At 46.6% G+C, this 22,229-nt stretch carries 15 protein-coding genes; 7 read left to right on the top strand and 8 right to left on the bottom strand.

The annotated features are described in order from the left end of the window. The first annotated feature begins 228 nt into the window (after positions 1-228). From ON006_RS10200 to ON006_RS10175, 6 genes are all read left to right on the top strand, one after another. Positions 229-1,332 carry a hypothetical protein gene (locus ON006_RS10200; RefSeq protein WP_244819677.1) on the top strand — a complete coding sequence of 368 codons (1,104 nt, stop codon included), beginning with the start codon at positions 229-231 and terminating at the stop codon, positions 1,330-1,332. Then, positions 1,329-2,501, top strand: a complete 1,173-nt coding sequence (locus ON006_RS10195) for a hypothetical protein (protein ID WP_244819676.1) — start codon at positions 1,329-1,331, stop codon at positions 2,499-2,501. The genes ON006_RS10200 and ON006_RS10195 overlap by 4 nt, the downstream gene beginning before the upstream one ends. A gap of 11 nt (positions 2,502-2,512) precedes the next feature. Beyond that, positions 2,513-4,600: a sensor histidine kinase gene (locus ON006_RS10190; protein ID WP_244819675.1), complete on the top strand. Its 2,088-nt coding sequence runs from the start codon at positions 2,513-2,515 to the stop codon at positions 4,598-4,600. Positions 4,601-4,685: 85 nt separating this feature from the next. Then, positions 4,686-5,060 (top strand): response regulator, encoded by a 375-nt coding sequence (locus tag ON006_RS10185; RefSeq protein ID WP_244819674.1) that lies wholly within the window; start codon positions 4,686-4,688, stop codon positions 5,058-5,060. Beyond that, positions 5,057-6,103: an adenylate/guanylate cyclase domain-containing protein gene (locus ON006_RS10180; RefSeq protein WP_244819673.1), complete on the top strand. Its 1,047-nt coding sequence runs from the start codon at positions 5,057-5,059 to the stop codon at positions 6,101-6,103. Before ON006_RS10185 ends, ON006_RS10180 begins: the two co-directional genes overlap by 4 nt. A gap of 2 nt (positions 6,104-6,105) precedes the next feature. Next, the gene (locus tag ON006_RS10175) at positions 6,106-6,690 is read left to right on the top strand and encodes an HD domain-containing protein (RefSeq protein WP_244819672.1); all 585 of its coding nucleotides are present in this window, start codon (positions 6,106-6,108) and stop codon (positions 6,688-6,690) included. A 4-nt stretch (positions 6,691-6,694) separates the two neighbouring features. On the opposite strand, the gene ON006_RS10170 is transcribed toward ON006_RS10175, so the two are convergent. The 4 genes from ON006_RS10170 to ON006_RS10155 form a co-directional block, all read right to left on the bottom strand. Then, positions 6,695-9,943, bottom strand: a complete 3,249-nt coding sequence (locus ON006_RS10170; RefSeq protein ID WP_244819671.1) for a cyclic nucleotide-binding domain-containing protein — start codon at positions 9,941-9,943, stop codon at positions 6,695-6,697. A 108-nt stretch (positions 9,944-10,051) separates the two neighbouring features. Beyond that, positions 10,052-12,325 (bottom strand): cation:proton antiporter domain-containing protein, encoded by a 2,274-nt coding sequence (locus tag ON006_RS10165; RefSeq protein ID WP_244819670.1) that lies wholly within the window; start codon positions 12,323-12,325, stop codon positions 10,052-10,054. 335 nt (positions 12,326-12,660) lie between these two features. After that, positions 12,661-13,491 (bottom strand): IS3 family transposase, encoded by an 831-nt coding sequence (locus ON006_RS10160; RefSeq protein WP_267609902.1) that lies wholly within the window; start codon positions 13,489-13,491, stop codon positions 12,661-12,663. Positions 13,492-13,496: 5 nt separating this feature from the next. Beyond that, on the bottom strand, positions 13,497-13,781 hold the full coding sequence (locus tag ON006_RS10155) for a transposase (protein WP_244825190.1): 285 nt from the start codon (positions 13,779-13,781) through the stop codon (positions 13,497-13,499). Positions 13,782-13,940: 159 nt separating this feature from the next. Between ON006_RS10155 and ON006_RS10150 the strand changes: the two genes are divergently transcribed. Then, on the top strand, positions 13,941-14,324 hold the full coding sequence (locus ON006_RS10150) for a hypothetical protein (protein ID WP_267609977.1): 384 nt from the start codon (positions 13,941-13,943) through the stop codon (positions 14,322-14,324). Positions 14,325-14,442: 118 nt separating this feature from the next. Here the strand turns inward: ON006_RS10150 and ON006_RS10145 are convergent, their stop codons facing one another. From ON006_RS10145 to ON006_RS10130, 4 genes are all read right to left on the bottom strand, one after another. Next, positions 14,443-15,927, bottom strand: a complete 1,485-nt coding sequence (locus ON006_RS10145) for a mandelate racemase/muconate lactonizing enzyme family protein (RefSeq protein ID WP_244824372.1) — start codon at positions 15,925-15,927, stop codon at positions 14,443-14,445. Positions 15,928-16,040: 113 nt separating this feature from the next. Then, a complete protein-coding gene (locus ON006_RS10140) occupies positions 16,041-16,973 on the bottom strand; it encodes an RraA family protein (protein ID WP_244824371.1) in 933 nt (310 codons plus the stop codon). A 34-nt stretch (positions 16,974-17,007) separates the two neighbouring features. Further along, a complete protein-coding gene (locus ON006_RS10135) occupies positions 17,008-18,540 on the bottom strand; it encodes a SusD/RagB family nutrient-binding outer membrane lipoprotein (protein WP_244824370.1) in 1,533 nt (510 codons plus the stop codon). Positions 18,541-18,619: 79 nt separating this feature from the next. Next, entirely contained in the window at positions 18,620-22,078 is a 3,459-nt protein-coding gene (locus ON006_RS10130) for a SusC/RagA family TonB-linked outer membrane protein (RefSeq protein ID WP_244824369.1), read from the bottom strand. Positions 22,079-22,229 lie beyond the last annotated feature (151 nt).

Raw genomic sequence — 22,229 nt, 5'->3', positions numbered from 1 at the left:
ACCAAATAATTTCGCTGTCTTCTGCGGTTTTCGTGTATGTTTGGTTATATTTAGTTTTGGTAAGCGTACGATTTAATAGCAGTCCACACGCACTATTTCCATTCATAATTTCCGACCGATTTTAGCGCTCAACTTTATTCTTAACAACGTTCATACTAATACGTTAATGCTCATTCCATGCAAATGGAAAATGTGTCGCTGCATTTCACATAGTCACCCGCCTCATTTATGAAAAGCACAAAAGAACTCGTACAACCCATTTTAGTACATTCGCCTGAGCCAGGGCATAATTTGGCGGATGTTTTGAGCGTTGCAGAATTTATTGAATTGCTAAAAGAAGAAGAAGATTACTATCCCGGCGAACAGTACAATACCAAGCTGATGGTCACCAGGTTACGGAAAATATTCTACGATCAGTGGGGATGGAACAGCGAGCTGATCAAAGGGGCGGCGGGCATACCGATGCGCTACCAGGTACAGATCGTGGAAGACCCCACCGAGCACGCCAAACCCTTGCGCAGGTATGAGGATAATGAGTACCAACCCAAGCACAGGCTTGTAACGTATACGGATCATGATAGGGTCTACGGGAATAGCCGGGTAGGGCAGGTTCCATTTATTTTTAAACTCGATCACCAGGAAACCGTGTTGCCCGATGGTACTTACTGCGATGTGGCACATGTTTTGGCTGGGCTGGATGCATTCAATCATCATCGGCCTGTGAGCCCATTGCCCGATTTTTTGCTTTTCCTCAAAAACCTCGCCCCGCATGTCGATTCCAACGCGGACATTGTAACCTGGCTGGGTGACATTGCCAGCTCATCGGGCGATTTTCTTTTTTACTATTTGAGACATGAAAAAAAACCGCTCAGCGTCGATAGGGAGCAGCACTATATTGACATTGATGCGCCCGGCTCGGACATGCTGGGGGACATTGATCCATACGTGATCAATAAATATTATCATGTATCGGCTACCAATGGTATGCGGGTGACGGAGATCCTGGAAGAGTATTATCTCAATACGACGCAGGAAACGCCTTTCCGGGCGAGGCGATGTGCCACATTTTGTGAGGCCGTGGGTTTGGAGGGTTGGGACGGTGTGAAGTTTGTGAATGAAGACTCCTGGCTGCGTTATTATGCCAAACAGCTGCGAGATAACATCACTTTTCAGGTTTTCAGCCTGACGGAGGAGACCATTAAAAGCGTTTGGCTGCCGCTTCGGATCTATTTCAATGGGTTTCGGGATGTGATCAAATATGATTTGCTGCTGCGCCTTTTCCTAACCTCGCTCAAAACACTTGTCCAACAAGAAACCCAACTCATTAAATGAAAGCATCCCTGAAAGTCTTTTATCTGCTCTGTACATTTGCAGGGATCGTTTTTGTGCCATACCTGGGTGCCTGGATTTGTTTCGACGGACATTTTGAACACACTTATTTCCAATATCCGCCTTTGATCGCACCGGTGAAACCCGGGTTTAGCCTTCCCATTTTTGTCGGTGTCGCCATTATCTTCGGCATTATTGCCCTGGTATACCTGGTACCCTCTCTTTTTGGCTTCAAAAAAGTGAAGGCATTACCGCTCAATGAGCCCAAAAACGGCAAGTTTCCGACATGGTTCTGGGCCGGGCTACTGATGTGGGGCGGGACATTGCTGGTGTTATGGGGTAAATTCAGTGAACCGAGATGGATCATTATGTGGGCCGATCTGCCGCTTTTCTGGGGATTTGCGCTGATGATGGACGGCTGGGTTTATAAAAGGACGGGAGGTACATCGATCATCAGCAGGTCCGCGCAGGAGATGATCGCGATCGGGGTTGCGTCTGTCTCGGGCTGGCTCATTTTTGAGTATCTCAATTTCTTTGTGGACGACAACTGGATCTACCCGGCGGGAGAGCTGATACCTGACAATCAATTTACGATTTATGCCGTCGTAGGCTCCGCAGGGCTGATGCCGCTGGCATTTGAATGGTACGCCCTCTTTATTACGTTCGACGGACTGAAAAACCGGTTCGCTGACGGTCCCAAGCTTACTATGCCGCCCTGGCTGGGCAATTTATTGCTGATCATTTCATTTATACTGCTGTTTTTTATCGCATTCTACCCCGATACGCTTTTTACATTGCTTTGGGTGATACCGCTTCTGGTCATTTCAATTGTATTGGAAAAACTGGAAATCTGGACGCCTTTTAACCTGGTCCGTAGCGGTAACTGGTCGAGTGTGCTGTTGTTTGCGCTGGCATACCTGGTACAGGGGTTTCTGCTCGAATTCTGGAATTATTTCAGCGCCACTCACGAGAACGGACAAATTATTACCCAAACGCCAGCGTACTGGGCTTACAGTGTGCCATATATCAATGTGTACCATGTTTTTGAAATGCCGGCCCTGGGCCTGATGGGTTATCTGCCGTTTGGCATCTATTGCATTATCTGGTGGATCGTCTTTGCTTACCTGCTCAATATTCCGTCACAATTTACAAGCGCAAAGCACCTCGAATAGCGATTTTAAATATGAAAAAAGCTCTATACTTTTTGTTGTTGATGATTTCGCCAGTCTGCTCCTGGGCCCAGACCATTGTTTGGAAAGCGGGTGCGGAATCGGTTGAAATTGGACAAAAAGTATGGTTGCTGGAAGATAAAGCCGGTAAGCTGACCATTGATCAGGTGAGTTCTGGTAAATATGCCGCGGCGTTCGTACCTTCTTCCAAACCTATTTTGAACTTTGGCATTACTGAGTCTTTTTATTGGCTAAAATTCCGGATGGACAATGAAACGGATGACAATCTGCTGCTGGAAATGGCCCAATCCTTTCTGCCGGTCTGTGACTTTTATTATCGCGGAAACGGGGGAGTGTGGCAGGTGCAGCGCGCGGGGTATGAGGTTGGAGTGGGTCAAAAGCAGGTAAAGCACCATTTTCCGCTTTTTCCGTTGCCAAAAGGCGATCACGATTTCTACGTCCGGTTCCAGTCATTTAGTCCGCCCACGCCGGTCAGGATATGGAATGAGGAAGTCTATGAAGTGAAGGCCAATTATCAAAAATTGATCTACGGGCTGTACGAAGGGATTTTGCTCTTTGTGGTGATCAATAATATCCTGCTTTTCTTTTCATTCCGGCGGCTTTCTTACCTGCATTATGCGGTGGTGGTGTTGTTGTATGCGGCGACTGTGGCGGCGGTTTCGGACGGGTTTTTGCCTTACGTCATTTCAAAACCTGATATGATGTTCTGGTACCGGCTTATTCCTGAGCTCAATATGCCGGTACTCTGGCTGTACTGCATTTTGTTTCTCGAAGTAAAAAAATATTTGCCCGGGTTTTATAACTATACACTCGCCTTACTGGCCTACTTCATCCTGATCATTGTCGTAAGCCAGTTTTTGCCATTATCACAAGTCTTGCTGGTCAACCAGATCAATGCCGTCATGTTGTTTGGATCGATAGTATGGCTTGGTATTGCCGTTCGGAGAAAAGGCAATGTCCTGGGGTATTACCTGGCGCTGACGTACCTCGTATTCTGCTTTTTTGTGGTGCTGGAAGCAGTTTACATTCAAACCGGGTATCCGTCTTACTTTTTTGAGATCAGTCACGTGTCGGTGGCTATTTTACTGGAAGTATTCTTCCTTTCTTATCTTTTGTCCAAAAGGTTTGAATGGGAGAAAAAAGATATTGAAAACCAGCGTGCCGTGGCCCAGCTGCAACTTTTGGAGAAGACCCTGGAAAATGAGAAGATCGTCAGGGAGCAGAATGTTTCCCTTGAACAGAAAGTCACAGCCCGGACAGCAGAGCTGAACCAATCCCTACAAAACCTCAAATCCGTTCAAAATCAGCTTATTCAGGCAGAGAAAATGGCTTCGCTCGGGGAACTGACTGCTGGTATTGCGCATGAAATTCAGAACCCGCTCAATTTTGTCAATAATTTCTCCGAAGTAAGTACCGAACTGCTCGACGAGATCAGGGACGAACGTAGCAAAGGCGCGGAACGGGACGAGGAACTTGAAGGAGTGCTGCTGGAAGACCTCACCGAAAACCTTCAAAAGATCACCCATCACGGAAAGCGTGCAGACGCCATTGTAAAAGGAATGCTGGAACATTCCAGGATAGGATCGGGGCAAAAGGAGTTGACCGACATTAATCTCCTCGCTACGGAATATGGGCGGCTGGCATACCACGGATTACGTGCAAAAGACAAAGGTTTCAGCCCTGAACTGGTTTTTGACCTTGATCCGCATCTTGTAAAAACCCGGACGGTGGGAAAAGACATTGGTCGGGTAATGGTCAATCTGGTCAGCAATGCCTATTATGCAGTGAACCAGCGGAAATTGACCGAGCCGGACCTGAATCCGGTCATTACGGTATCTACCAGGACATTGGGAAATGAGATGGAGATCAGGGTAAAAGACAATGGGGCCGGTATTCCTGAAAACCTCAGACAGAAGATTTTTCAACCTTTCTTTTCAACCAAACCTACCGGCCAGGGTACCGGGCTCGGCTTATCATTGAGCTACGAAATAGTGGTGATGGGGCATAATGGACGCCTGGAACTGGAAAGTTCAGTAGGGACCGGCTCCGAATTTATAGTAATCATTCCGGTTGAGGCCTGAACATTCATATCCGAAATAATTTTATGTTTATCTTACCATCGGATTGAGGTACTTACATTTTTGGCTTTTATCAGGTGATGATTTTATGAAAATACTTGTAGTTGACGACGAAGAAGATGTTAAGTCGCTTTTTGAGCAAAAATTCAGAAAGGAAATCAGAAGCGGTCAGTTTGAATTTTCATTTGCTTTCTCCGGTGAACAGGCGCTGGATTACCTGGCGGGGCATCCTTCCGAGGTTGTCATGATCCTCTCCGACATCAATATGCCCGGCATGAGCGGCATTGAACTACTGAAATCCATTCGAAAAGACTTTCCGGCCGCGCCGCCTCAGGTGATGATGATCACTGCTTATGGTGATAACGACAACCACGATCAGGCCATGCAGTTCGGCGCAGACGATTTTTTGACCAAACCGGTCAATTTTATTGAATTGAAAGAGAAATTGCTTAAAACTTTATGAAAGCGAAGATACTGGTTGTGGATGATGAGGCAGATCTTCAACTGCTGATCAAACAGAAATTCAGAAGACAGATCCGTGAGCAGGAATATGAATTCATTTTCGCAGAGAACGGGGTAATTGCCCTGGAAATGCTGAGCCTTAATCCCGACGTGGACATGGTGCTCAGCGATATCAATATGCCCGAAATGGACGGTCTGACGCTGCTCATCCGGCTGGGTGAACTTAGCCCGATACTCAAATCGGTGATCGTTTCGGCCTATGGGGACATGGACAACATTCGTACAGCCATGAACCGCGGTGCATTTGATTTTCTGACCAAACCCATTGATTTCAAGGATCTTGAAGTAACAATGGAGAAGACGTTGCATTACGTGGCACAATTGAAGGAAACATTGAAAGCAGTGCGCGAAAACGACATTCTCCGTATGTATGTGGATTCGTCCGTGCTGCAATTTATGACGCAGGATACCTTTGAAAAATCGCTGATGACGAGCGAAATTATCGAAGGGACCGTTGTGTTTATGGATATGTGTGGCTTTACCTCCATTTCGGAAAAAGAGCCGCCTGATACTGTCGTGAAGCTGATCAACAAGTATTTTGATGTGATGGTGAAAGAGATCATCGCACAGGGCGGGCTGGTGGACAAATTTATGGGTGATGCCGTGATGGCCGTTTTTCGCGGTGATTATCACTTGGACCGTGCTGTGGAATCCTCGCTGGCAGTCAGAAACCACATTAATGGCTTTAAAGAAGAGCTATCTGATCGCTCAGGTTATTATCCCAAGGTCTCCATCGGTATTAATTCCGGCGAAATGGTATCCGGTAATATTGGTTCCGCTGCGTTGAAACGGCTGGATTACACGGTGATAGGCGATGTCGTCAATGTGGCCCAGCGCTTGCAGTCCATCGCGCAGCCGGGACAGGTAGTGGTGACGGAATTGGCCTATACGGGTATTAAAGAGGCATTTAAGTGCAACGTGATCGGAGAGGTCAGTCTTAAAAATAAGGCGCAGGCGATGAAGATTTATGAAGTAGTGGAATAGCTATGAATGTAGAACAGGCCAAATCATACATTACCGGAGAGCTGCGCGCAAGTCTCGATACGACACTTTATTACCACGGATTTCATCATACGCTCGACGTTACCAATGCGGCTTTGCGGCTGGCAGAAGCCGAGCATATCAGGGAAAGGGAGGCTTTGCAGTTGCTCGAAACGGCTGCCTTGTTCCATGACAGCGGGTTTTTGAATACCTACAATGGCCATGAGCAGGAAGGTTGCCGCATTGTGAGCCAGGTACTTCCGGATTTTGAATTCTCTGAAAAGCAGATAGCTGTCATTTGTGGAATGATCATGGCTACCAAAATACCGCAAGCGCCGCAAACGCTGCTGGAAAAGATCATTTGTGACGCTGACCTGGACTATCTCGGCAGGGACGATTTTGAACAGGTGGCTGCTACGCTTTTTGAAGAATTGAAAATCCGTGGCATGGTTACCGACATTTCCACCTGGAACCAGATACAAGTCCGTTTTCTGGAAACACATCAGTACTGGACGTCGTCCGCGCAAAGCTGGCGCGATGCTGCGAAACAGGCACACCTGAAAAGCCTCAAAGCAACGGTGCTACGATAACCTACTACGCTAGCCGCATTTTCTCGTTCTGTACACGTATGCGCTGGCAAAGTATGCGCAGGACGTTGCGCAGGATCTCATCCCTTTCTTCCATCAGTTCAAAGAAATCTTCCTGGTCAATGCGGAACACGAGCGCGTCGGTTTCGGCGATGGTGGTAGCGGAACGTGGTTCGGTATCCAGCAATGCCAGTTCGCCGAATATCTCTCCTTTGTCAAACAGCGCAAGTTGTTTTTTACCATCATAAATCCCCACCTGGCCCGTGTAAATGATGTACATCGAATCGCCAATGTCGCCTTTTGCAAATATCTCCTGGCCGTCGCTGTAATTAACTTCCTTCATGATCGGCGCAATGGAGCTGAGCACATTCTCCGGGGTTTGGGAAAACAGCTGCGTATTTTTCAGGACAATAACCCTTTCCATTTCGGAAATCTGGTGGGTGGTTTCTACGTGCTTCATGGGAATTCTGATTGTAAATTTAAGATCGGCGTTTTGTGCCAGCGCGGCATATTTCTCCTGAACGGCTTCCCGTACCAGTCTCGAAGAATGGCTGGCAAGTGTTTCCAGGTAAGCGATTTCCTGTTCATCGGTACCGACATTTTTAACGGCCAATGCAATGGTCCATGGCGTGAATGATCGTTCCTTTTGCGTCAGGATATAGGGTACGAGCGACAGTCCGATGTCCTGGGTACCGGTGTACTGACGGAGCGCGTCCCGCTTTTTCTGAATCGATATATCTTCAAACATTGCGTGCAGTGAAGGGTACAGCATCCGGGGGAGCAGGCTCTCGATCATTTCAAGTGAATTGGCCCTTTTCTCCTTGCTGGCGTGCTTGATTCCCTTCCACGCGTTCTGAACGGCGTCTTTGTCGTATTGCATCATAAAGAGGTAAAACAACCGCTGTCCTGTTAGTTCCAGTTCGTATTCCAGCGAATCATTCCAAACTTTATTGGCTTCATCTTCGTCCATTCCGCTGAGGAGCTGCGAAGCGTGTACCAGCTCTTTTTCGACAAATTCTGATATAATATCTTTATAATCAGCTACTAGTGAATAATTAGTCAATGCTTTTAATGCGGCTGAATGTTTAAAAGTATCTATCTGACTAATATGAATGTTACTATCTGAATTTATTAAAAGTTTATGCTGGTAGATATTTTTAATAAGGTCAAAAAGTATTTGAAGTATAAATTCATGTTTGGTTTTTTCCGCTACTTTGATGATCGTTTTTATGCGGTCACCCGACATGTCATTTTGCAGCCAGTCCTCCACGATCCGGATCCCAGAGTCTCCCGAATGGATCAGGGCCGTGACGGTAGACCGGGATAATGTGCCGCTCCATAATGGTTTCAGTTCACGTAAAAGTGAAGCGGAGCCGACGGTGGCAGCCACTTCCAACGCGAGGTTGCGGACTTTTTCTGTGCCCGTTTTCAGGCAGTTTTTGACCAGGTCTTCGTAAGAATTGATACCCGTAAATTTCACACAATCGAGTGCTGCCAGCTGATAATCTTCGCGGTCGGAAGTAAATAATTTGCGCAGTGTGCCGTGAATTAGCGGCAGCGCTTTGCCAGCTTCCCAGCAGCCCAATATCGAGCCTTTCACAATGTCCAGATCTTCATGCGCGAGAAACCTTGCGAGTTGCTCGTCGGACAGCCGGGAGGTAGAGCAGGCGATCCTTACGGCGAGTGTCTGGCAGGCTGTATCCGGTTCGGATTCAATGTATTTTAGGAAAGTATCGGAAAGTTCTGGCTTTTCAATGCTGGCCAGCGTTTGCAATGTTTTAAGACGGACTGGAATGAATGGATTTTGTAAAAGCAGGTCGACATTCTTGCGAAACAGTGAAATCTTGTTTTTTGCGATCCAGTCAATCGCGTTGAGAACTTCTTCTCTCCTGTCGCTTTTCAGGTTTTCGGTAATGATCGGTAATGCTTCGGCAGGGGAGGCCATGAGCCCGCTACGGATAAACCTTTTGCTGATCGCCGTTTTCAGCTCTTCAATGTAATGGCCATATGCTTTCCTGAAAATGAACAAAGCGGCAATGGCGAAAAGCAGGGACAGGTCAAAAGTAAGGCTGATGTTGCTCAGATGCTGAGTATAGACGATCCACAGCAGTATACCGGCAATGAGCATGCCTAGCGGCTCAAAAAGGCCTTTGGCCAAAGTGTGCCCTTTTAAACGTGTTTTGGTAGATAATGGCTGAAAAAGTACCAGGAACACCGGATCGAAGATGGTCCTCCGAACCAGTTCGAAAAGCAGGTAGGCCGCGCAATAGTATACCAGTAATGAAGGCTCATCTTTTTTGAAATAAGACGAAACCAGCAGCCCTAGTGAAATGAAGATCGTAGTTAATGGCAGTAAAAAGAGGGTTAGTTTCACACCGAAACGCTCCACAGTCTTTCCCGAAAATATCAGTTTAACAAATGTGGAAATTACGTAAGTAGCTGTCAATAAAGTTCCTACAAATCCAATCACATCGTGTTGGCTATGAAATTTGTATTTGACATTCACAAAAAAGTGGTACTCTATCCAGGTTGCTGTGGCGGCGATGGCGACCATGCCGAGGCATAGTGAAGTAAGCAGCTTGTTGCCGCCAAAGTATTTTTGAATGATCCGTGACTCGGACTCGGAAGCCTGACGCGGCCGCGCATGGTGCGGATTGGGTATTTCGGTAAACCGGAATGTCAGGATCTGGGTATAGAAAGCCAGCGCGAAAAAGACCAGTGAAATGATCAGCAGGATCATAAGTACAGAAGGAGAATGGATCAGAACGGCTAGTACAGCTCCCAAAGCCTTTGCAGGCATATCCCCGGAGCCGATCACGCTGAACAATCTTTTGCTTTGTCGCACATCAAACACCAAAGCTGATAGTCCCCAGAATTCCAGGTTGATAAGCAAGTAAATGATCCTGTAACCAACCATCACCGCAATGGCCGTTGCAATGCCATGCCCCAGCCACAGCAAGCCCATGACAACCACCACCATAAAGAGTGATGAGAACATAGTACCGAGACTGAGCCGTTTTAAAAGCAAATGGTGTTCGAAATACTCGTAAATTTTCCCCGCCGTCATTACTGCCAGCGCAGCCGCGATGTACGCGATCGGGAGGGAGTATTCAGGATGGTTTTCAAGTAGCAATACGTTGGCGGAAACATAAACCAGCGTGGTGCCGACATTGATAAAGAAATTATGAAAGAAGAAAAGTATCGTCTGCGGATTAATGGAACTCGAAAATCGGGTATTCTTAAACAAGGATGTCATACAGTTGGAATGCTACGTCGCTTATGTAAAATAAACACTTTTATTCCTTTTAAAAAGACTTGGCAAGACTAGGCGTCCCCGTCTAAGACTTACCGACTCTTTTGATCATTAACCACGTACAATTAAAACCGAAGGTGAGTAAGATAACCAAATGCTGTGAGATTCAACAGCTTTCTTCCAGCTTTCCAAACTGATCAGCATTAAATCCTTTCCTAGTAAAAAGTCCTTTTCCAGCGTGTTTTCGTAGTAAAAAGTTATTTTTTCGGGTGAAATTTCTTTCAGGGCTTTCAATGTTTCCGCCAGTTCGGCCTGGTCTGCCAGGCTGCGGCCCGAATCCATGATGGTTAGATTGGGGTTACCGGCCACCGCCAGTTTGTGTGCAAATGGCAGCAGGAACTGATCTGCTTTTGAAAAAAGCGGTACCAGAATATTTTCAACTTTTTCAAGTTTTTTCTCGATCAGGATGCCGACCGGGGCTTTAACGGACTTGATAATATGAGTTGTCCTTTCGTCAAATACGTCGGAATGAAACAATTTTTCCTTTCCCGTAATTGTATCGAAAAGCCTTTCCCGGCTGATTATTTTGGAGGTAAATCCAAGAATCCTGCCTAGCAATGTTCCTTCAAAAACCGTGTGACCGATCCCGATCATTAGCATGTCATAGTCCCCGCTGTTGGCAGTTTCAATGATGTCATGCTCAATATTTTGTGAAGGCTTGAACAATGATTCGAAAGTAAGGTCGAGCTTTTGCGCTTCTTCCGAAATCGGCCTGAAAGTTTCGTACTGGTATTCTTCGGTATTGACCTGATTGAGATAACTGCTGGGCGATAAGTGAAGCGCGGTAATGTGCTGTTCAGCAGATTGTTTCCGGATCAGATTGTACGCCAGCCGGAGCATTTTTTTTCCACCCTGGGGACTGGCAAATGCGATCAGTATTGCAAACCGGGTTTCTTCTGCCGCTTCGTGCAGCTCGTCCCATTTTTTGGCCGGTAAAAATTTGTCAATGAGGTCCAGCGCCGGGCCGGTCATGCAGGTGGTGGCTAGCGCCATAATGACCATCATGGCAAATATTTCAGGCGAAAGCACGCCGATGTCGTAGCCAATGTTGAGCACCACAAGCTCCATTAAGCCCCTGGTATTCATTAATGAACCGATAATAAGGCTGTCGCGCCACGACTGGTGTACAAATCTGGCTGCTACTGCACTGCCAATGAACTTTCCGGTGACGGCCGCCAGAATGATCAGCCCGGTGACCTGCCACAGATAGGGGTCGTTCAGCAGACCAATTTGCGTTCTTAAACCGGTGAATACAAAGAATAGTGGCAGCAGCAATACCATTGAAACATCTTCCACTTTTTCAATAAAAATATTTCTGAAACTCTGGTTGCTGGGCATGATCACGCCGGCCATAAAAGCACCGAAAAGCGCATGAATTCCAATGACTTCGGTACAGTAAGATGATAACAAAAGGATAACAAAGAACAGCGCGACCACCGGTTTGGTAAGGCCCTCTTTGTAGGAATAGTGGTCACCAACTCTTTTTAAAATTGGTTTGAGGACTTTCAGCATCACAAAAACATAGGTCGCCGCCAGAATAATCGTGTAAATCGAGCTGAAAAATGACCCAGCTTTAACAATGGCGATAACCGCTGCAAGGATACACCAGGCGGTAATGTCGTCCGTGGCCGCGCAGGTAATGACCATGGTACCAAGCTTGGTGCGTGATAGCCCACGCTCCTGTACGATACGTGCGAGCACAGGAAAGGCGGTGATACTTAATGCAATTCCAATGAATAATGAGAACGAAAGAAAGCTGATCCCGTCCGGCGCGAACTGCTGATAGATATATAGTGCCACGCCTACGCCCAGTGCAAATGGCAGGATGATGCTGGCGTGGCTGATCACGACGGCTTCCTGCGCTTTGTTCTTTAACACTTTGAAATCCAGCTCCATACCTATGATAAACATGAATAGGATCAGCCCCACCTGGCTGAGAAATTGCAGGTTGCCGAGTGACTGGGCGGGAAATAAAAATGCCGAAAAACCTGGAAAGAACATGCCTGCCAGTGATGGGCCAAGGAAAATTCCGGCCGCAATTTCTCCTATCACTGTGGGCTGCCCGATGGATTTACAGATCCATCCGAGGATGCGTGCAACAATGATAATGGTAATGATTTGGAGGAGGAGAATGGCAAGCGGGTGGGTGATGTTGTGGCCGAAGGTGTCTAAAAATTGGTCCCAGGAGGAGCCGACAATGACTTTGCTATGGGCTTGGGTACCGGGTGTTTCGAGTAGGGTTCCCTGTCGGATGAAAAAGTATAGCAGAGTAGAAAAAGCGCCAATGGTAATCGTATAAAAGAGTACGTTGCGTAAGTTCCTCATTTTTCCGAATTGGAGTGAAAGCCGCAAAATACTGAAAATTAGGAAGACTTGCCAAGTCTTCAAGACTTGGTAAGTCTAGCCTGTTACCTATTTATTAAAACAGCGTCTAAATAGAAAACAATAACTTACTATGTCCACACACTTTGAATGCTCTCTGGAAGAGGGCTGTTATTATCATATTTACAACAGAGGAAATGATGGCATTAACCTCTTCTATAAACCTGGAAACTATATATACTTTTTGAGAAAGTATCACGCATACTTATCCGATTACGTAGAGACATATGAAACACTCCCGTTTTACTGGACAGCCAAATGGATAAAGTTAATTTTAATTAAGATGCTTTTGATTCAAAGAACAAGTCATTAGGGATAAATCCAGTACCGGTGTGTTTGCGTTGACCGTTGTAAAATTCCACATATGTTTTTACTCCTCTATACAGATCCATACCGCCGTTGGGAGGGTTTAAGTATACATATTCTTGTTTGAGCGACCTCCAAAATCGTTCGATGAAAACGTTGTCAAGTGCTCTTCCCTTCCCATCCATTGACACCTTTATGCCACTGCCTAACAATGAGTTAACAAAGTGGGGGCTAGTGAATTGGCTACCTTGATCGGTATTAAATATTTCGGGCCGTCCCTCGGTACGAATAGTATCCAAGAGGATTTCCCGGCACCATTCCATGCTCATTGTGTTCGATATGCTCCATCCGACAATCCTTCGGCTATACACATCGATGATGGCAAACATGTACATAAATCCACGAAACATCGGGATATAGGTGATATCGGCCTGCCAGACATGATTAGGACACTCAATTTTCAAGCCCTTTAACAGATATGGATATTTGTAGTCTGTTGCTTTGGCCTTGCTCAGGTTGCGTTTGGGATAAATCGTGCGCAAATTCATGAGCCTATATAGCCTTCGTATACGCTTTACTCCAACGTGGTAACCTAAGCCACGCAGGTAATCAGTCATGCGTTCCACTCCATAAAATGGACATTCCAGAAACTTTCGGTCTATGGCTTTCATCAGGCGTTGATTTACCAACGATTCTCCCTTTGGCTTAAAATAATAGCTACTCCTCTGTAAACCAATTAGTTTACATTGTGCTGAAACGCTGAGATTGATGTATTCCGGAGAAATAAGTTCGCGTTTTTCCATGGTTGTCATTTCCCCAAGACTTTTTTTAGGAAATCCACCTGGACCTGAAGCTCCCCGATCTTGGCGTACAGTTCCTGCTCCTTAGAGTTCTCTGCCTCATTTATTGCCGGTGCCTCTTTGTCGAAAACCAACTCGGCTTTCTCTAAAAACTCTCGTTTCCAGGCCGCAATCTGCGTTGGATGGATTTGGTACTTAGAAGCTAAGTCCTGGACGGTGCTTACCTCCTTGATGGCTTCTATGGCCACTTTGGCCTTGAAGCTCGCGCTGAATTTTCTACGTTCCCTTTTCATAGTCAACTACTAAATTAGAAATTTTAGTAGCTGTCCAATTATTGGGGAGTATTATAATATTCATACTGCCTAATGCCAAATCATTTCCATCTACTAATAAGAGTTAAGGATAGACAACAGTTCAAGATCAGAGAAAAAGAGTTCCCCAAAGCTACGGATATGGAGCGTTTCACAACCGAAGAACTGATCAGCGAGCTATTCAGACGATTTTTTATGAGTTATTCGAAAGCCATCAATATCCAGGAGGGACGAACAGGGAGTTTGTTCCAAAAGATTTTCCGAAGAAGAAAAGTTGATAATGATCGCTATTTTGTAAGATTGGTTCATTACATACATCATCAGCCGGAACATCATGGGTTTGAGAAATGGGATTATGAAAGCTATCCGTGGAGTTCGTATCGGAGAGTTTTGATTGATACGGAGACTAGTTTGATGAAGGCAGAATTGCTGGATTGGTTTGGTGGCAAAGAGGAGTTCGTGAAATTTCATGAACTTTCCTTTGACAAAAAAGTAATTGAACATTTGATTGTTGAAGAGGAATAAGACTTGGCAAGTCTTTAAGACTTACCAAGTCTCGCTTTCGTTAACTCCACAACCGATCAAGCAAAAGAGACTTGGCAAGCCTTCAAGGCTTACCAAGTCTTCCTAGTTTTCCCTAAACTCAACTCCACAACCGATCATGCGACCGCTTCTCGTTCCAGTCCGGCGTAGGGGCGAAGTAGCTTTTGTCTTTTGGATTGAGGTGCTTTTTAACTTCTTCGTCCACCAATTCGATGCCCAGTCCCGGTGCTTCGAGAGGGACCGGTGCGTAACCTTTGTCGATCAGCTTGCGTCCGTCCGTTGTTTTCACAAGGCTCTCCCACCAGGGAACATCTACTGAATGGTGTTCGAGCGCGAGGAAATTTTGGGTCGCGGCTGCGCAATGAACATTGGCCATAAAGCTCACCGGCGTGCCCGCGAAGTGCATGGCCATCGCGATGCCGTGGTCTTCCGCAAAGTCGCCGATGCGTTTGGTTTCCAATAAACCGCCCGATGAGGCAAGGTCCGGGTGGATAATGTCGACGGCGCGTTTCATGATCAGGTCTTTGAAGCCTTCTTTGAGGTAAATATCCTCGCCGGTTAATGTGGGCGTTTCCAATGCGTCGGAGATGGTTTTCCACTGATCGGTGTATTCCCAGGGTACCATATCTTCCAACCAGGCAAGGCGGTATTTGTCGAGTGCCTTGCCAAGACGAATGCCGTTGTTCAGGTCAAAATGGCCATAATGGTCGGTAGAAAGCGGAATTTCGTATCCTACCACGCTGCGGACGTCCTCCACTACTTTCGCCATTTCGTCCAATCCTTTTGGCGTGATCTGAATGGCCGTAAAAGGGTGTTTGGTATTGGCATAAGAGTTATAATCGCCGGCCCATTGTGAAAAGCCACCGCCCCATACCTTGTTGTTGACCACACTGTTTTCATTGTTTCGGAGCATTCCTATGGATACATCCATTTTCAGCCAGGTATAGCCCTGATCCTGGGTACGGAATTTGATTTTTTGTTTAAATTCATTGAGGTCATCCGACTCCGGGGTATCGGCATAGAGCCTTACCTTGTCCCGATAGCGGCCTCCCAGCAGCTGCCAGCACGGAACGCCGTATGCCTTTCCACAAAGGTCCCAAAGAGCCATTTCCACCCCGCAAACACCGCCGGCCTGGCGACCATGGAATCCAAATTGCTTGATGGATTTGAAAAGCATTTCGACATTACATGGATTCTGGCCGATAATGTGGCTTTTCAAGAACAATGCGTAACGTTCGTCGGCACCGTCGCGTACTTCACCCAAACCATAGATTCCCTGGTTGGTATCAATGCGGATAATAGGTGTACGGCCTACATTCTGGACAATACAGTAGCGCAGGTCAGTGATTTTCAGCTCCGAAGGTTTCGACGCCCGGTTCACTTTGGAAGTCGCCTGCGCGATGGTGTCTTCGCTGGTCATACCCATAAATCCACCCAATGCAATACCGCCAACGGCTGTTTTGCGAAGGAAATTACGACGACTGTCTTTGGTAAAGGGGTTGTTTATTTCGGCAACTGCTGCCGCCTTTTCAGCTGATTCTATTTGCTTGTTTGATGCAATGATTTGTTTGAGTATGTCTTTCATTTTTTTATAAAATTTTTTTGTTGTAAAAAATGGCTTCGACAACTTGGTATTTGTCACCCCGAGCGGAGCCGAAAGCCGAAAGCCGAAAGCCGAGAGCCGAAAGCCGATTGCCACTAGTAATTTCTCTCTTTCAAATAATCATCCAGCTCCTTTTTCGTCATCGGGAGCTTACCTGGATAGTTGTTTACCCAGTTCAAAAAGTCCTTCTGAATTGTGTCAGACCATTTTGTATCGATTTCACCGGGCGTATACTTGCCTTCGCGCAGGCGCAGGTGGCCGAATTCATCGCGCAATGCGGTTACTTCTGATGTAAGTACCAGGTCTTCTACCAAATGAGCCGGAATGAAGATCGTTCCGTATTTTTTGGCGAGTACCACATCACCGGGAAGTACCGTTGCACGACCAATGCGTATGGGCGTGTTGATGTTGGAAAGCATCATTTGCTGAATGTAGGAAGGGTCCTGACCTTTCATCCACGCATTGAAGCCGCGAATTTCGGCCAAACCTTCCACGTCACGCACCGATCCGTAGAAGATCACCCCGCGTTTGGATTTGGCATAAATGGAGTTACCCAGATTGTCCCCGATGAGCGTGCCGTCGGCGATTTTACCGTAGCCGTCAGCCACATACACATCACCATCTTTGAGGACGTCAATGGGCCATGAATTGGTACCGCCAGTCTGCACGCGGCCTTCTTTTTTGCCAATTTCTTTGACAAGATCCTGCAAATCAGGGCGGAGTGGTACGTACTGGGCAGTGACTACGCGTCCGGTCATGACGCTGTCGGTGTGGATCAGCTGCCAATCGCCTTCAAATTGGTTATGGTAGCCTTTGTTTCTCAGAACACCCCATGCTTCTTCCATGGAAATGTTCTTTAATCTTGCCAAAATGGCATCAGAAACCTTGGGACGACCGTCGGGTGAACGCTCGCCCTTCCACGCGGAGGTGTAGGCTTTGATCTGATCAGGAGTGGGAGAGATCGATTGTGCATGTGAAACGAATCCCAAAAGCACAAGCGCTCCCGCAAACAAATTTTGTTTAAGCATAGAAGAAAAATTAAGGGTTAAGGATTATTGTTTACTATTTGTCCCAAAAAACCGGCGTACCCAGCTCGTCGGCACCCATTCTCGCAACCGCTTCCTTGTAATTAGCCTCATTAACAGACTTTTCTCGCACCGGATACACCAGACGTTTGATAAAATCTTTTACCGAAGGATCTTTGCCCGGATAAGTGTTGACTGGAAGGACTGGAAAGCCACTTCTGCGGAAGTTCGCCCAGGCTTCGGAACCATTCAGGAAAGACGAAACCCAATATTGGTTGTTGATCTGTTCCAATGCTTTCGCCGGAACGAATGGATTAGCAGCGAGGTATTCATCCTGACTGGCTGCGGGAATGGTTGCTAACACATCGTAAGTCGCCATTTGGGCCATATGTGCTTTTACCCCGGCTTCGTAAAGTGCCTTCACATCACCAGTTGCCCAGCCTCGCTGCACTGCTTCGGCTAACAGAAGGGAAGTTTGAGAATAAGTGATAAAGAACTCAGGCGCATCAATTTTACCAGTTGTCCTGCGGTTAATCTGCGAATATTTGAACGCAGAACCGATCTTACCAGGAAAATCGGGCGCAGTCGCCACCGTTGATTCATTATATCCATAAGGCATTCCCTGCTGATTGGCGGGTGTCGTATCTTCTGCACCCGCAGTTGCAATCGGGTTGCTCGGAGTTTCGTACTTGACGGCGATTACTTTCAGGCGAGGATCTTTGGTAGTTTTCAGAAAGTCTACAAAGGCTTTCCCTAGGTATACATTGGCTCTTTCTGTTCCCTGAAAATAGCCGGCCAATGGATGGTTGAACGTACTGTTGAAAGCGATCAGCGCATTATCTGCATTGGAGCTCTGCAATCCGCCTGCTGCCGGATCTGTCGCTTTGGCTACGTATTGCTTTGCCTTGGTGACATCAATTTTGGAATACCGCATCGCAGCACGCAGCAGCAATGAGTTGCCCAATTTTTTCCACTGGGCAATGTTGCCTTTGAAAAACAGGTCCCCGCCTTCAATCGGCTTGCTGGAATCCAGTGCCTTGGTACCTTCTTCCAGTTCTTTCAGGATGTCGTCGTAAATGACTTTCTGATCGTCATATTTTGGTAAATTGATTCCTTCCAGAAAAGCTTTTCCAGCTTCGAAATATGGCACATCACCGTACGTATCCACCAGTACCATAAACACATACGCCTTCCATATCCGGGACATATTGTAAAGGTTAGCCCTGGCAGGATTGTCTTTGGTTTGGGCAATAACAGTTGTAAGCAGGTTCACCGGGCCATTTTGCAGATATAGCGAGTTGAAATTAGCATTGGAGTTCGGATCATAAACCGTATTATGATTGCCTCCCTCCATCACACCCGTATAGGGTGAGTTGATTTGCTGAACAATCTGCATTTGATAAAATTGCGTGGCAATAGCTGATCCGAATTCGGCATTTGAAAATAGGTAGATCGGGTCAACGCTCGTAGCAAGAACTGGGTTTTTGTTTACGTCTTCAAAGCCTTTGTCACAGGAGCTTGCACCAGCCAGCATACTAAAAGCTGTCACATATATGAATAATTTTTTCATAAAATCAATGTCTAAATCAGTGTAGGTCAATGGTATAATCAACAATTACTAATCAATGGTCCATCGTCAATGGTCATCCTCACAATTTCAAGTTCAGATTAAGCCCATAGCTTCTGGTAGTAGGAAGCGTGTGGGTTTCAATTCCCTGTAAATTATCAGATGCGGATACTTGTGCTTCCGGGTCAAGGTTATCAATGTATTTCTTGATCATGAGCACATTGTTACACATCGCGGAGATCGTCAGGCCTTTGATGAACGTCTTGTCTCTCAGGAAGCGTGACAGGTCATAACCCACTGTAATGCTTCTCCAACGCACAAATGCGCCATTGTAAACAAACGGGGTAGCCAGGCCGGTGCTTCGGTATGCAGTATAAAACTGCTCAGCCTCCACGCGCGTTGCATTGGGAGTGCCATCATTGGCAACACCGTCCAAAAGAACGCCGCCTTCCCGGCCAACCAAAGACGGTTTGGACAACCCTTCACGCAAGAAGTTCAGGTTAGAGTTTGAAAGGATCTTATTGCCTGCCTTGAAGTCTATCTGGGTTCCGATCCGGACACCTTTTACATTCACCGAGTTTACCCAGGCACCAACCCATTTAGGAATGGCGCTGCCATAGGTCATCAGGTTTCCCTGTTGTGGAAGGCCTCCGGAAGTGATAATGCGTCCCTGGGAATCTCTTTTATAGTCAAAACCGCGAAGAGAGGCCAATGGTTTGCCCACCTCGTGAGACACAATTCCGAAGAATTCACCGGTACCAACATCAAATCTCTGTTGACCAGCTGCCAGTTCAAGTACCTTGCTGATGTTGTAGCTTCCATTGAGACTCGTTTCCCAGGTAATGCCATCGCTTCTTACCGGTACGATCGTTAGCAGGAATTCAATGCCCTTATTCTGCAATTTGCCAACATTGACTTTGGTCTGGCTAAATCCTGAGGTATTGGAAATGTCCACATTCAGAATTTCATCGACAGTATTTTTGCGATACAACGAAAGATCCAGGTTAAGGCGGCTGTCAAAGGTTTTCATTTCAATACCAACCTCCGTTTCTTTTACTTTCAATGGTCTCAAATTTGCATTCGGGCTCACGGCCGAAGGCAGGTTACCCAACGCAGTTCCGTTGAAAGGATTGGCATTGATGCCGTAATATAGGTTATTGGAATAAGGATCGGTATCGCCCCCCACTTCCGCGTATGCAGCGCGAAGCTTACCATAAGTCAGCCATTGCGGTGCGTTGGCAAATGCCTGGCTGAACACAAAGCTTCCACTCACTGAGGGATACAGGTAACTGTTGGACTCAGGGTTAAGTGTTGAGAACCAGTCATTTCTGCCTGTAACATTGATAAACAGGAAGTTTTTGTAAGAAAACTCAGCGGCCCCGTAAATGGAGTTAACCTTCTTCTTGCTGTAATTGTAATTTGGATTTTTAACCTGACCATTGGTAATCGTGTAAAGGTCACGTACATAGAAATTGGTCACTGCGGTGGACACATTGTCGCTGATCTGCAACATTTGGTTGCCACCTAATGTAATGTCAATTCCAAAATCACCGAATGTACGGTTAGCACCGATCAAAATGTCGAGGTTACGTTCGCGGAATGTGGACACGTCCTGATAGTAGTATCCATTAAAACCTGTGGTAACTGCACCAATGGATCTGGTACCGGTAGGACGGTTGTAATTATAAGGCCTTGTGTAGTAATCCTGCCCCACACGACCTTGAACAAAGAGCCATTTAGTGAAATCGTAACGAACTGAGGTGTTGCCGAATATCCTGTCCCGGCGCACATTCTCGAAGCGGTCGTAAGCCACCCAGTAAGGATTGTTACGGTTCGTAAAACGGGCCAGCGGCATTTCGTTACCGTTGGCATCCTTCCGGTTTTTAAGCCAATCGGTATCAATGCTGGTCGCCATTGTATAAATGGTCGTGTTCGCATTCATATCCTGAATACCGATCTGGGGAGGATTCTTATTGTATTCGTTGGAATAGTTCGCGTTTAGCTGAGCAGACAGCTTTTCTGAGAACTTGTAGTTCAATCCCAGGTTGAAGATTCTTTTGTGATAGTCGGAGTTGGGCATGATCGCATTGGCATCCGTGTTAGCAAAAGACAACCGGAAATTGCCTTTTTCATTGCCACCCGAAAGCGCGACGGAGTTGGTGAAGCTGGTACCTGTGCGGTAAAACTTCTTGATACGGTCTTTATGGGCCACGTAAGGTTGCGTACTGCCGTCAAACTGGGGGGTTGGTTTTCCGTCCAGTTTCTCTCCAAATGCAAATACACCTGAACCTTGCGCCTCAGCTGTGTTGGTAGGCCGTTTTCCAAATTCACCCTGGCCGTATTCATATTGAAAATCCGTGTAATCCAGCGCTTCCTGGGCCTGGAAATTAGAATTTACCTCTACACCAATGCCAGCTGCTTTGCTACCACTTTTGGTGGTGATAATGATAGCCCCGTCTTTGGCACGAAAACCGTATAATGCGGCAGCTGCGGCGCCTTTCAGCACCGTCATCGATTCAATGTCGTCCTGATTGATACTTTGCAGACCATCGCCCGCATCCGAAGATCCTCCGGTAGGGTTACCCGTGCCGTTACCATTCGAACCACCTGCTGAGACGCTGCTATTGTTGATTGGAATGCCATTGACAATGATAAGAGGGGAGTTGTTACCCCCGAACGAAGACTGGCCGCGGATACGGATCTTGGTCGAACCACCCGGCCCGCTCGCTGGTGGTGTCACATTCAGACCGGCCACTTTTCCCTGCAAACTGTTCCCCAGGTTGGTGGTACGGTTGGTTGTAAGCTCCTCAGTATTAACCGTTGCTGTGGAGTAGCCCAGTTTCTTAGCATCTCTTTTGATACCCAATGCAGTCACCACCACCATTTCCAGGTTGCGGACATCCGGTTTCATATTCAGGTCATATACCGACTGATTTCCGAGGGCCACTTCTTCGGGAGCATAGCCGACGTACGAGAAAATCAACACGCCGCCGGCATCCGGTACGCTCAGCTGGTATTTCCCATCCGTGTCAGTGGCGGTTCCGGACTTTGTTCCTTTCACCACAATGCTTACTCCTGGCAGTGGCAGGCCCTTTTCGTCCAGGACTTTACCGGTAATGTTACGGTCGATGATGGCCGGGTCAATAATAGGCTCAGGTAACGCACTGCCTGGTTGGGGATCGCTTTTTACTAATACCACCTGCTTTCCTTCGATCTTATAAGTAATATTGATCGGCTTGAAAAGCTCGTTCAGTACATCGCCCAATGGACGGTCCACAGCGTTGATCGATACCTTTTGCTGGGAACGGATCAATGCGGAGCTGTATGTGAAACGGATCTGGGTAAGTTTATTGAGTTTCGTTAATACGGTCTTGATTTCCTGGTTGCTGACCTGGATAGTCACCTTTTGATTGAGAACGTCCTGGGCTCCAACGGTACCGGCTGCGGAAATAGTTGCGAAGATAAAGGCTATTAATAATTGGTAAAGTGATATTTTCATAACCCCGTAGAGTAGCCTGGACAAGTGTCGGTGTTTTTTCATACTTTTGTTTGTTTTGTTCAGTATTGGAAAATAATGGGACAAAATCCTCCTATGCATCTGAAAAGATGCGAACGATAGTGGAGGAATAGGGTCAGTGATGGCGCAATCATCACTGGCTCTTTAAAAGAATTCGTAGTGAATTATATCATAG

It is taken from the genome of Dyadobacter pollutisoli (assembly GCF_026625565.1).
GTDB classification, from domain to species: domain Bacteria; phylum Bacteroidota; class Bacteroidia; order Cytophagales; family Spirosomataceae; genus Dyadobacter; species Dyadobacter pollutisoli.
The sequence above is the reverse complement of the archived record's forward strand: the minus strand, read 5'-3'. Positions and strand labels throughout refer to the sequence as shown.